Raw genomic sequence first — 13,172 nt, forward strand, 5'->3', positions numbered from 1 at the left:
TTAATAACTAAAGAACCCCTCATGATTTTGTCCTTCCAAGAAAGAGAAAATGACAAAACACGCAAAATCTTAAATCAAAAATCGTTAATCGAAAATCTTAAATCCTCACTCCGAAATAAAACAGGAAGCCGGCAGATTCGCTTTATTAAACAAATCAGACTGAATTGTATTTCCCCATGCAAATCTCACTTTTGCAGGATTCGGTACTTTTTTACTCGTTACGATTACCTGATTGTTTTTTATTGAAGCTTCCGCAGGATAAAAAGTTCCATCGGTTCCGGCAACTTCAAACTGTTTAGTCACTTTGTTTTTAAAATATAATCCGTCAGCATAATCAAAAGAGACAGTTACTTTGTTTTTATCAATTTTGATGTCTTTAAAAAGCGGACCATTTACCAGATTAGAATTGGTTCTATAAGTATTTGCCAATGCTAAATTTGCTAAACGAATTCCAACAGATTTTTTATCCTTGGGATGAATATCAATCGTATCCGAAACGTCACTTATCACGACCATTCCGGTATTATTGATTTCTTTTAAAAGTTTTCGCTGGGAGTTTCGAAGCGTAACATTTGAGAAGTTGTTACTACCAGTTTTAAAAGGTGCAATTTGTACATAATAGAAAGGAAATTCGTCCTGCCAGCCTTCTCGCCATGACGTAATCAAAGCCGATAATGTTTTATCATAAACTTCTGAACCCACATTGGATTCGCCCTGATACCAAAGAGTACCAGCAATTTTAAATCCAACGAATGGATAAATCATCGCGTTGTAGGCACGTCCCGGCTGCCTTGGTCCGTACTCCTGCTCGTTTAGTTTTTTGGCATTTTCTAATAAAACAGTATCGTTCTGAACGACTTCTTCAGGCATCCAGATTTCTGCAGGAGTTCCGCCCCAGTTGGAAGAAATTAATCCGATGGGAACATTTTTCAAATCTTCTCTTAAGCGTTTGGCAAAGAAGTAGCCAACCGCACTAAAGTATTTCATGGTTTCCGGAGTCGATTCGGTCCAGTTGCCTAATAAATTATTCTGTGGTGTCGTCGCCGTTAATTTTGGAACTGTAAAAAAACGAATATTAGGATTCGCAGCATTTTTGGCTTCTTCCTCCCCATTATCGATTCCCCAGCTTACAGACATTTCCATATTGGACTGACCCGAACAAACCCAGACTTCGCCAATTAAAATGTTTTTCAGCACCACTTCATTATAGCCTTTTATCGAGATCGAATAAGGACCTCCCGCTTCAGGCGTTTTGATCTTAAATTCCCATTGTGCCTGATTGTTCGTTGTAACTTTATATTCCTGGTTATTCCAGCTGGAAACCAATTTAATTTCCTCTTTTGGATTGCCCCAGCCCCAAATTTTGACTTCGGAGTTGCGCTGCAATACCATATTATCGCCAAAAATATTCGGAAGGGAAACGTTTGCCATCATCGTACCTGAAATCAGAGAAAAAACAAACTTAAATATATTATTTTTCATTTAGCAGATTTTTTAAAAAAGGACCATATTCGGCAGCCATAATTTTGTGCTCTTCAATATTCGGATGTCCGGAACATCCGCTTGGTGTCATAGGCTTAAATTTGAATATCAGAATTGGTTTGTGTGATTTATCAGTATCAAATTCGGCTTTTATTTTATTCAGGCAGTCTTCAAAAATTACGGCTTTTTCTCCGTTTACCATTGGGCTGTTTGTTAAAACCAATTGTGCATTTGGATTATGCTGGTATAACATCTTTATAAAATTGACATAATTCGAAACATATTTTTCAGGACTAAAAGGCGAACGTTCTTTGATGCCGTCACCATTAGAAAAATCATTGGTTCCTAACGCAATGCTGATAATTTCAGGCTGAAAAGCAAAATCATATTTAGGTTTTGAAGCGTCTTTTGTCAAATACAAATTTTCATAAACAGCAGGCATAATTGGTGCATCAGAACCTTCTTCATTCCAGTTACGGTAAATCCCGATTCCGGAAACGGAACTCATTAAATAATCTACATCAATATTTCTTGAAATTATAGGTCCATACGCATAATAACCATTGTGATGATCAAAATATTGGCCCTGATCACACGGAATTGTTGACGGATCATTTGCTGCACCACTTGTTATGGAATCTCCAATATATTCGATTTTCTTCTTCTTGACAGAAGTTATAGTCATTAATTTTGCTGTAGTCCCAACAAACAAAACATTTCCCATCGTAGCTTCTGTAGCTTTGTAAATGGTTAGTGTATGCACTTTTTGATTTGAAGTAGCCTTAATATTAAAAGACTGGGCAGGACCTTTCTCAACAGTAACTTTTCCCATATACTGACCGTCTAATTCTAAGACCACATAATTATGATGTTCCCATGAATCGATACTTTGCAGCGTAACAGCACATTTATTTCCTGAAAAATTAAAGGATACAGACGATGCTGTTCCAATCAGGACCGCTTTATTGTCCTTCAGCACATCAACTCTTCCTGCATACAAAAAGGTTTGTGGTTGGGTTTGTGAAATCGACAGTGTCGAAATCAACAAAAACAAAATTAAAAGTGGTATTTTTTTGATAAACATAATTTATTTGTTAAAATATAAATACATTTCACAAATATATCCGAATTACATTTTACAGAAAGATACTAAAATGTCAAAAAGTAATAAAAAAACACCAAAAAGTACTTCTCTGAATTCACCTCTTTTTGATATTCTGACTAAACGCCTTATCTTTATAAACTAATATTTTTATCTGCCCCACAAATGAAAACTACTGTTTCTGCCCTGCTACTGCTTCTTACTATATTGCTTTCTTCTTTTAATTTAAAAAAAACCAATAAAATGCAATCTGATTTGGCTAAAATCCAGACTGCAATTGAGCGGGATTCAATTATTTCATATGCAAAACAACATCTAGGAACACGATACTTATATGCAAGCAGCAATCCCGGCAAAGGATTTGACTGTTCGGGGTTTGTTTATTATGTTTTCAAAAATTTTGGCTTAACCTTACCGAGAAGTTCAGGTGGTTATAAAAACATAGGTAAGTCTTTAAAACCTGAGGAATTTAAAGTAGGAGATGTATTAGTATTTTATGGATACAAAGACAGAAATGTTATAGGACACGTTGGCATCATTTGTGAAGCTAACGGAATGCAGTCAAAATTTATACACGCATCCTCTGGAAAAGCCCAAAAAGTTACGATCACGGCACTTGATGAAGAGCATTATACCCGACGTTTTTATAAATGTGTTGATGTTTTGACTGAATAAAACAGGAATCACCATGATTTATTAAAAAATATTATTAAATCAATGTCATCCTGAGCGAAGTCGAAGATTTTTACAACTAATGGTCTTCGACTCCGCTCAGCCTGACACTCACTTTTTAATTATACCCAAAGAGTTTACTTTATATTCTACTCTTCCGTCAATAATTTAATCAGGCTTTCATCTCTTTGGTAAATATCTTTATAGAAATTAAGCTGTCCATCACGATCTACCCAGGCTGTAAAATAACCAATATAAACCGGAACTTTTTTCTTCAAAGTGTACCAGCTTTCTTTTCCGGCATGCATGGCCTTGTCAATTCTTTCCGGAGTCCATTTCGGGTCATCTTTCAATAATTCAATAGCCAGTTCACGTGGTTTTGCTACACGTACGCAGCCATGACTAAAAGCCCTGCTTTCTCTTTCGAACAAACTTTTTGCAGGCGTATCATGCAGATAGATATTACTGGAATTTGGAAATAAAAACTTAACCAGACCAAGTGAGTTGTTTTTTCCCGGAAGCTGTCTTACAGCTCCGTTATTCCACTCCAGGTTTTTCTTAGCCAGATAGTTTTTGTCTTTTGCCATTCCGGGCTTGATTTCGCTTTTGATAATACTTGGCGGAACATTCCAATACGGACTAAAAACAATATTATTCATCATTCCGCTGAAAATAACCGTTTTGGTCATAGCCCTTCCTACAACAACGGGAGATGTAAAAGCAATTTTCCCATCTTCTATTATATACAATTTGAATTCAGGAATATTGACTTCAATGTATTTTTTGCCTTTTTCCAGTTCAGGATCTATCCATCGACAACGCTCCATATTGGCAATTATGGTTTTAATTCGGTCTGAAACCGGAATATTCAAATCATTTATATGTTCTAATAAAATGGTATTCTTTGGCACATAGCCATGACGCAATTCGTAATTTTTAACGGCTTTCATCAAAATCGTATCACAAACAGCACTTTTATTGTCCTCCTTAATATCTCCCGTCACAAAAAGCCTTTCTCTGATTTGACCAATTATAGCTGATGAATCTCCTAATTTTAGGCCTTTATACTCTTCATCAACTTCAATTGTTTTCCAGCCGCCTTTTTTTTCAATATCTCTATATTGATGAAGCGCATCGCGAAGCTTGTAATACTGGCTGAACATTTTGCTCTTCTTATCATCGCTTATAGTTGATTTTTCAAAAATAGAATCAGTTAAAACCTGATAATTGAGTTTTTTTCGCGGCAACAGCCATTCTAATGAAATGGATGTTTTTTCATCAAAACCTCTGTATACTTTTTCGGCATAGTAGAAATACAAATTAGTAATCATCAGATCCGTATTGACTTTTGAAAGTTTATTTACTGAATTGTTTTCAAAAATCGAATTGATTTCTTTATACGGAAAATTGGCTTTCAAACCTTCATTTTCCAAACCTTTATATTTATCATACAAAGTATTTCCGAATTCAACAACTCCTTTGTTATCAAGCCATAATTGAGTCGATTGTTTTTTGATGTATAAAGCAGCAACCTCATCCTGAAAATTTTTAAGTTTCGGATATGTTTCATAAAATCCCGCAATCGCCAGGCTGTCAATTGAAAGCTTAAGTTCCGGTATTACAACCTTCTCTTCTTTTTGGTTTCCCTCTTTTTTATCTCCTTTTGAATTACATGAAACAGCAATAAAAACAAGCATAATAACAGTAAACCTGTACCAAATTTTCATAATGATTTTTTTAATAAAAATAGAAAAGTTTTAGTAAAAACAAATTCATTCTCAAATAATATTTTGGCATAAAAAAACTCCGGTCACATCACATGACCGGAGTTTTTCCCCTTTATATAATCAACTTTATTTTAGACAACTGTTCCTTTCAAAGTAAGAATTTTAGGAGTTGTTTCTCCACTCGTTGTAACTGTAACCGTTTTGGTAAAAGCTCCTTTGTTTGCCGCATTATAAGTTGCTGTAACTTTTGCAGATTTACCAGGAAGAATTGGCTCTTTAGTATAATCTGTTGCGGTACAGCCGCATGAACCTTGTACATTTGTAATTACGACAGCTGTTTTTCCGGTATTTTTAAATTCGAAAACAATTGCTTTTGGCGTTCCCTGCGGAATCTGCCCAACATCGATTGTTTCTGCTTTCCATACAATAGCAGAAGCATCAAACTTACTTTCTACTTTTGAAGCGATCACTTTTATAGGTGTAATTGCCGAAAAGGACATTAATCCTAATGCTAATGCCAACATTGTAATTTTTAAAATTTTCATAATATATTTATTTAAATTGGTAAATGGTTTAATTTTATATTTCAAAAGTACCTTACAAAAAATCAATTCGCTGTTAACCGGTTTCAAATGTTTGTTAACGACCTGTTAAGTGGTATTTTTAATTTAAAATTTGATTAATATTACACTTTCTAAAATCTCGTTTTCTTGAAAATAAACAAACTTAACGGCATCATTATTTTGGGATTAATTGCCATTATCGGCATATTGGTTGCACAATTGCTGTGGACAAAAGAAGCCTTTACTTTAGAACAAAAAAAGCTGAGTCAGAAAACGCATATCGCTTTATTAGAAGTGGCAAAAAAATTATACGAAGGCACCAATCATGAATTGCCGGCTCAGAATCCGATTCAAAAAATTGCCAATGATTATTATATTGTCAACATTGATAATGATTTTGAACCCGATATTCTGGAATTTTATTTGAAATCGGAATTCAAAAAAATGAATATCACAACCGATTTTGAATATGCTATGTACAATTGCCAGAGTGACGAAATGATCTACGGAAATTACATCTCATTATCGGATAAAGGAAGAGCGAAACAATCGGTTTATTTTCCGAAACATAAAAATCTGGTTTATTATTTTGCCGTTCGTTTTCCTCATGAAACCAGTTATTTATTCAGTTCCATGCGCTTTTGGTTTGTTTTGTCTATTGTTTTGATTTTTATTTTGCTGATTTATGTTTATTCTATTTTAACTCTTTTGCAACAAAAAAAATATTCAGAGCTGCAGCGTGATTTCATTAATAATATGACACATGAATTTAAAACACCTTTATCTTCGATTTTAATTGCTTCAAAATACCTTATCGGACAGGATAAAATAAAAGAAGACAAAAAACTCTACACCTACACTGACATTATCATCAACCAAAGCCACAAACTAAATAATCATATTGAGCAGATTTTAAATATTGCCAAATCTGATTATACTCCACTGGAATTAAAAAAAGAAACTCTTTTCATTATTCCTGCAATTGAAGAAACTATCGAAAATATTCAGTTAAAATACCCGGAAGTTTCTATTAAAATTAAAGCTGATTCAGAAAAATATAAAATAGAAACGGATGCTTTTCATTTTACGAATCTGATTTATAATTTACTTGATAATGCTGTAAAGTACTGCAATGAAAAACCCGAAATTACAATTCGTATTTTTACAGAAAATCAACTTTTAAAGCTGGCTTTTGAAGATAATGGAATCGGAATTTCATCTAAAAACATTTCGTTTATTTTTGATAAATTTTACCGAATCCAAAACGAAAAAAGTAATGAAGTAAACGGTTTTGGATTAGGCTTGTATTATGTGAAAAAGATTTGCAACCTGCAGTACTGGAAAATTTCGGCAACCCAAAACCCTGAAAACGGCATCACCATAACTTTGTCAATCCCATACAAAAATGAGTAATTTTAAAATTCTTTATACCGAAGACGATGAAACCTTAGCGTTTTTAACCAAAGATAATCTCGAACAAAATGATTATGAGGTAATTCATTGTTGTGACGGAAAATCAGGTTTGGAAAGTTTTAAAAATGAGGATTTCGACATTTGCATTTTTGATATCATGATGCCAAAGATGGATGGATTTGAATTGGCAACAGAAATTAGAAAACTAAATACAGATGTTCCGATTATTTTTCTTTCGGCTAAAACTTTAAAAGAAGACCGAATCAAAGGATTGCGCTTAGGTGCAGATGATTATCTTGTCAAGCCTTTCAGCATTGAGGAATTAATACTGAAAATTGAAGTGTTTTTAAAGCGTTCACAAAAAAATAACAAACCCCAAAAATCTATTTATGAAATAGGCAAATATCAATTTGATACTAAAAATTTTATTCTTTTTAATGCTGATGAAAAAATTGGTCTTACACAACGTGAAGCCGAATTGCTGAAATTATTTCTGGACAACAAGAATAGTGTTTTAAAAAGAGAAGAAATTTTAACCGCTCTCTGGGGAACCGATGATTATTTTATGGGACGAAGCCTGGATGTTTTTATTTCGCGTCTGCGTAAAATTTTAGCAAATGAAAAAGGTATTTCTATTGAAAACCTGCATGGGATTGGGTTTCGGTTTGTGATGTAATTTACAGATTATGATTATAAAAAATTTCGTATTTTTAATAGTAAACTTTTAGATATGAAACTGCATCATTTGCGAAATGCGACTTTAGTCATTGAAACAGAAAAGCATGTGCTTTTAATTGACCCCATGTTAGGAAAAAGGAAAACTATAGCTCCTTTTACCCTTTTTCGTTACCAGCCAAAAAGAAATCCGCTGACTGCGCTTCCAAAAAACAGCAGGGAAATTTTGAGTAAGGTCACACATTGCCTGATAACACATTTGCATCCGGATCATCTTGATAAAGCGGGTGAAGTTTTTCTAAAAAGAAAATCAATTCCGGTAATCTGCAGTATAAAAGATGAAAAAAAGATAACCCAAAGAGGTTTAACCGTCTTGCAAACTTTGGACTACTGGAAGCCTGAAAACTTTCTTGACGGAAAAATAACGGGTATTCCGGCCGTTCACGGATATGGTTTTATCGCCAAATTAATAGGAAATGTGATGGGCTTTTTTATAGAACTTCTGAATGAAAAAACGATTTACATCAGTTCTGATACCATTTTCACAAAAGATACCGAAAAAGTTTTGACCGAATTAAAACCTGACATTGCAACTGTTGCCTGCGGTACTGCAAGATTAGATTTTGGACAGCCGTTATTAATGAGAATGAATGATATTCTGAAATTTACCGCGCTGGCACCCTGGAAAGTTTTTGCCAATCATTTAGAGTCTTTAAACCATTGTCCGACAACAAGGGATGAATTAAAAAGAGCTTTGGCTGAAAATAATCTTTTATCCAAAACCGCTGTACCTAATGATGGTGAATGTGTGGAATATTAGTTTAGAAATAATTCCCAAAATAAGAACATCATTTTGGTATTGTTTATTTCGTCTTTCTCATATAAATATTATATTTGGTTCGCTAACCAAATCAATATAAATGAACGATTTTTTAAGAAAAATACAATTAGTTAAAGATATTAAGATACAGCTTCCGGTTTCAAAAATAGATTTTATTCAAAAATTTAGAAATAATGTCGATGAATCTGATTTAAGTTTTGTTCCTTTTGAAGTTTTTCAATCGAGCAGAAATGAATATAAAGGAAACATTACTAACCATGTTTTTCACTTAAGAAAAAGAAGAAAGTTATTTGACACTAATTATTCATTTGCAAAAGTAACTGGTGAATTTACAGAAGACCATAATCAATTAAATATAAATGCAGAGATTAATGGCTTTAGAAATAGAATGTTTTTCTTTTTAGGAATAGCAATTTTGTTTTATTCTATATTTATTTTCGCTACTATTTTTTCATCTGCTGATAATGCTGTCCCTTTTTTTCTTGTACCTTTTCTTTTATTCCACATGTCTGTAATGTTAGGAATTCCTTATTTCGTTATTAGAAGAAGTGTAAAAAGAATGATTTACGATTTAGAAAGAGATCTTCATTATTGGGTAACCAAAAATTAAATTCAGATTTTAAAGCACTAGCAATCCAAATTCTCTTAAAGTATTTATTGGTTTAGAATACCAAAATAATTCAAAATCTTCTAATGTGATTTCGAAATCATTTTTGACTTCCTGAAAAGTATAATTTTTACTGTTTGAAACTGTGATTTTCTTTAGGATTTCGACCAGCCACTCGCCTTCGCCTTTACTCGTCTGTATAGTAAAACTTTCTTTTTTATCATGAAAAGTCAGCGACATCATTTCCCAGCTTCTTCCTTTTTTTGATTTTGTAAAACTTTCTGTTGAAGGTTTCCCGCCCAGCCAGACTACTTTTCCATTTGGCTTGGTATTGAAATCGCTTTGCTCTTCTAAAGCATTAAAAATAAAATCAGGATGAATTTTTGTCTTCGGAATTTTAAAATCGAACCAATCCTGTAATTCATAATCAAAACAGATTCCGTGCATGAAATTAAAAAGTGATTTCTTTAACCCGAAACTGAATTTATCATGATTGATTCCTGTTGAATCGGTATAATCAATATCATTATTCGCAAAAGTTCCGATAGCCTCTGTTTTTTTGGTCACGCCAAATTGCTCCGGATACAATCCTACAGGACTATGTGCCGTAAGTGCAAACTGATGCCAAAATCCGGATTGCAAAACCCCGGCTTCAAATAACTGACGCACCATTTCGAGACTGTCAACGGTTTCCTGAATCGTTTGTGTCGGATACCCGTACATCAAATAGGCATGCACCATGATTCCTGCTTCGGTAAAATTTCGGGTTACTTTTGCAACCTGTTCTACCGTTACACCTTTGTCGATCAATTTTAACAATCGGTCCGAAGCTACTTCCAATCCTCCTGAAACGGCTATACAGCCGGAAGCTTTTAGCAATAAGCACAAATCTTTTGAAAAGCTTTTTTCGAATCGAATATTTGTCCACCAGGTTACGGCTAGTTTTCTTTTTAAGATTTCAAGCGCCAAAGCACGCATTAAGGCTGGCGGAGCCGCTTCGTCTACAAAATGAAAGCCATTTTGTCCCGTTTTTTCAATTAATTCTTCTATTCGGTCACAAAGTAAATTGGCCGCAACAGGTTCGTAAACTTTTATATAATCTAAAGAAATATCGCAAAACGTACATTTTCCCCAATAACAGCCATGAGCCATAGTGAGTTTGTTCCAACGTCCGTCACTCCACATTCTGTGCATCGGATTTACAATTTCGATAACTGAAATGTATTTATCCAAAGGCAGATCAGAATAATCAGGAGTTCCTACAAATGCTTGTTTATAATCGTGTTTCAGCGAATTGTTTTTGTAGAGAACTTCTCCGTTTTCCAGTAAAAAAGTTCTTTTGTATGAATTATATTCGGGATTTTCCAAATTGAAAATTAATTCTTCAATCGGAACTTCACCATCATCCAAAGTAATAAAATCGAAAAATTCAAAAACGCGCTTGTCTGAAAGTGAACGTAATTCAGTATTCGGGAAACCGCCTCCCATCGAAATTTTAATTTCGGGATGGTTTTGTTTCACCCATTGCGCACATCGAAAAGCACTGTATAAATTCCCGGGAAAGGGAACAGAAATTAAAAATAACGTTGGTTTTACAGCTTCAATTTTAGCTTTCAAAAGTGAAATTAAAATTGAATCGATATAAGTTAAATCTTTTTGTAAAGCTTCATATAATTCATCAAAAGAATTGGCACTTCGGCCTAAACGTTCGGCATACCGACTGAAACCAAAGTTTTCATCGACACATTCGACAATAAAATCCGAAATATCTTCGAGATATAAAGTCGCCAGATGTTTTGCTTTGTCTTGCGTCCCCATCGTTCCGAAAGCCCAGTCAAGTTCTTCCAGCTGAGCAAAACGGGAAGCTTCCGGCAGAAATTCTTCCTGACAAATCTGAAGCGCCAAAGTTGGATTTTTTCCCTGTAAAAACTGAATTACCGAATCAATCGTTTTAATGTATTCGTCCTGTAAAGCAAAAATGCGTTTAGAATTATCTGAAACTTCTTGATTAGAAACTTCAAACCTGAAACTTGAAACCTGAAACAAATCAACCAATCCTTTTTTCGAAAACAATTCCAAAATCACGTCAATTCCCAAATCAGCCTGAACCGATTCAATATTTTTGGTATTCAGAAAACCTTTTATATACGCAGTTGCCGGATACGGAGTATTCAGTTGGGTAAATGGTGGGGTGATTACAAAAAGTTTTGTTTTCAAAAGGAGTTATTTAATATTTAAAACTGTCTTTACCGATAAACCAAAACCAGTTTCTTCTCTAAAATCGAGACATCTTTCGTGAGAAATAGTTGAAGTTGGTCTCGCTGTATTAGAAACAACAGCGGACTTTTTTACAAAAACCAAATCAGGATGACATATTTTAAACAAACAAATTGTAGATTTAATTTGACTAATACATTCTTCAACACTTTTGTGACAACTTTCAGTAAGTTCTACAAAAATCAAGTGATTATCAAATTTCAACATCCCATCACAAGTACTCTCTTTATTTTTAGAATTCTCTTTATAAATTTTAACACAATTATCGATTGGGTAAAACTCAATAGATTTTCCTTGAGAATTTAAAACTTCAATTGTCCATGTTTTTTGAGAGTCAAAAACTAAATAAGCTTTTGTATTATTATCCAATTCATCATGAATTCCAAACTTGTCTGATTTTGTTTCTTCGAAACCACAATCTGAATTAAAAAAATCTATTTGTTGCATTCCTCAGCGATATCAAGTAATTCATTAAACAAATCGTTAGTATCTTCTAAACTCGTATTCAGAAAATTATTATCTAAAATCAAACCTCTTTCTGATTTTATGGAAAAAACTGCACCATTATCGTCTATTTGATAAATACCTGTTTGATCAGGATTAACACAAGATTTTATTGGCACAATATCTTCAAGTTTTTTTAACAAATCATAGTTTTCATTTGTATTCTCTTTTACTTTAAAAGCCTTCATTGCAAGACTTGTATAAGCTATTATATAAGGACTATGAGTTGTAATAATAAGGTGATTATCGTCTTTATTATTATTAAATTCGAAAGATTTAAACAGAATGTTTTTTTGACTTTCTGGAAATAAATTTTGCTCTATTTCTTCGATTATTGTGAATAGATATTGGGGTAAAAATCTTTTAGGCAAGTTTAATATTGCTAATCTATTTGATTCTAATCCCTCTGTCTTTTGTTCAAGTTCATTTAATATTTCCGAAAAAGATTCTCTTTCGATAAAACTTGCATTATCAAGGCTATTTAACTTTTTATCATCAATAAAATTTTTCAAATAATTTGAAACCACCATTAAAGGAGCTACTGATTGTATTCCGCTGGATGCTTCTGAAAGTTTTAAAGTATCAAATCCGTCGCCACTGATATATGCCGTTTTATTCAACTTATGATAAGCAAATTTAATATCGTTGATATTTATTGATAAAGGAACATCAAAACTACGACAACCTTTAATATATTCTTCGAGAGTCCAACCCAATGATTTGGGTAAACCCTTTACATTTTCTAGCTCTTCTAAAACACTCAAGAAATTCCTTTCGGCAGGAATATAAGTTATTTTTGGAATTTCATAAATATCTGAATCTTTAACAACTACTTTAACCGAGTCTTGAGTATATTTAAAATCAATATACTTACCATTATATTCAATAAAAGAATCGGATTTAAAATAATTATGAATAGATTGCCATTCACACCACTTTGCCACAAAAGCATTATTTTGGGTAATATCTTCAATAGTGATTGATCTTTTAACCAATGCTTTTTCCAACCAAGTCAGAGTAGATATTAATTTTACAATACTACTTTTCCCACTGCCTTGTCCACCAATAAATATCATTAATTTATCAATTGGTAAAAAACCATCATTATCTGTATAACCTTCTTTTATAGGTCCAAAATTTTTAATTCTAATTGATGACATTAGCGTATATTTTATGTTTAACAAATGTATAGCTTTTTGCTTTAAATTAAATATTGATTAAACTAAATCCAACTAGTTAAACTTGACCAACATTTTAATATTTTGAAACTTTTAAGCAAGAAAGGATGCCGTAACCGACCATCCTTTCT

The 13,172-nt window shown here is 33.2% G+C and carries 12 protein-coding genes; 5 read left to right on the forward strand and 7 right to left on the reverse strand.

Features of this window, described 5'->3' with window-relative positions:
* Positions 1-105: 105 nt before the first annotated feature.
* Positions 106-1,482: a sialate O-acetylesterase gene (locus JE46_RS14865; RefSeq protein WP_031456072.1), complete on the reverse strand. Its 1,377-nt coding sequence runs from the start codon at positions 1,480-1,482 to the stop codon at positions 106-108.
* On the reverse strand, positions 1,472-2,566 hold the full coding sequence (locus tag JE46_RS14870; protein ID WP_031456073.1) for an SGNH/GDSL hydrolase family protein: 1,095 nt from the start codon (positions 2,564-2,566) through the stop codon (positions 1,472-1,474). The genes JE46_RS14865 and JE46_RS14870 overlap by 11 nt, the downstream gene beginning before the upstream one ends.
* Before the next feature lie 183 nt (positions 2,567-2,749).
* Between JE46_RS14870 and JE46_RS14875 the strand changes: the two genes are divergently transcribed.
* The gene (locus JE46_RS14875) at positions 2,750-3,259 is read left to right on the forward strand and encodes a C40 family peptidase (RefSeq protein WP_031456074.1); all 510 of its coding nucleotides are present in this window, start codon (positions 2,750-2,752) and stop codon (positions 3,257-3,259) included.
* Between the two features lie 146 nt (positions 3,260-3,405).
* Here the strand turns inward: JE46_RS14875 and JE46_RS14880 are convergent, their stop codons facing one another.
* Entirely contained in the window at positions 3,406-4,983 is a 1,578-nt protein-coding gene (locus JE46_RS14880; RefSeq protein WP_031456075.1) for a L,D-transpeptidase family protein, read from the reverse strand.
* A 131-nt stretch (positions 4,984-5,114) separates the two neighbouring features.
* The gene (locus tag JE46_RS14885; RefSeq protein ID WP_031456076.1) at positions 5,115-5,528 is read right to left on the reverse strand and encodes a DUF1573 domain-containing protein; all 414 of its coding nucleotides are present in this window, start codon (positions 5,526-5,528) and stop codon (positions 5,115-5,117) included.
* A gap of 165 nt (positions 5,529-5,693) precedes the next feature.
* Here JE46_RS14885 and JE46_RS14890 point away from each other — a divergent pair, with 165 nt between their 5' ends.
* From JE46_RS14890 to JE46_RS14905, 4 genes are all read left to right on the forward strand, one after another.
* Positions 5,694-6,959, forward strand: coding sequence for a sensor histidine kinase (locus tag JE46_RS14890; RefSeq protein ID WP_031456077.1), 1,266 nt, complete (start codon positions 5,694-5,696; stop codon positions 6,957-6,959).
* The gene (locus tag JE46_RS14895; protein WP_031456078.1) at positions 6,952-7,635 is read left to right on the forward strand and encodes a response regulator transcription factor; all 684 of its coding nucleotides are present in this window, start codon (positions 6,952-6,954) and stop codon (positions 7,633-7,635) included. The genes JE46_RS14890 and JE46_RS14895 overlap by 8 nt, the downstream gene beginning before the upstream one ends.
* Positions 7,636-7,689: 54 nt before the next feature.
* Positions 7,690-8,454 (forward strand): MBL fold metallo-hydrolase, encoded by a 765-nt coding sequence (locus JE46_RS14900; protein WP_031456079.1) that lies wholly within the window; start codon positions 7,690-7,692, stop codon positions 8,452-8,454.
* 100 nt (positions 8,455-8,554) lie between these two features.
* Complete coding sequence (locus JE46_RS14905) at positions 8,555-9,085, forward strand: hypothetical protein (protein ID WP_031456080.1); 531 nt, start codon at positions 8,555-8,557, stop codon at positions 9,083-9,085.
* 9 nt (positions 9,086-9,094) lie between these two features.
* Here the strand turns inward: JE46_RS14905 and JE46_RS14910 are convergent, their stop codons facing one another.
* From JE46_RS14910 to JE46_RS14920, 3 genes are read right to left on the reverse strand one after another with little or no spacing between them, the layout of a single operon-like run.
* Positions 9,095-11,299 (reverse strand): B12-binding domain-containing radical SAM protein, encoded by a 2,205-nt coding sequence (locus JE46_RS14910; RefSeq protein ID WP_031456081.1) that lies wholly within the window; start codon positions 11,297-11,299, stop codon positions 9,095-9,097.
* A 6-nt stretch (positions 11,300-11,305) separates the two neighbouring features.
* Positions 11,306-11,806: a hypothetical protein gene (locus JE46_RS14915; RefSeq protein WP_031456082.1), complete on the reverse strand. Its 501-nt coding sequence runs from the start codon at positions 11,804-11,806 to the stop codon at positions 11,306-11,308.
* Positions 11,794-13,023, reverse strand: coding sequence for an AAA family ATPase (locus JE46_RS14920; RefSeq protein WP_031456083.1), 1,230 nt, complete (start codon positions 13,021-13,023; stop codon positions 11,794-11,796). Before JE46_RS14920 ends, JE46_RS14915 begins: the two co-directional genes overlap by 13 nt.
* Between the last annotated feature and the right edge of the window lie 149 nt (positions 13,024-13,172).

It is taken from the genome of Flavobacterium chungangense LMG 26729, assembly GCF_000735715.2.
Taxonomy (GTDB): domain Bacteria; phylum Bacteroidota; class Bacteroidia; order Flavobacteriales; family Flavobacteriaceae; genus Flavobacterium; species Flavobacterium chungangense.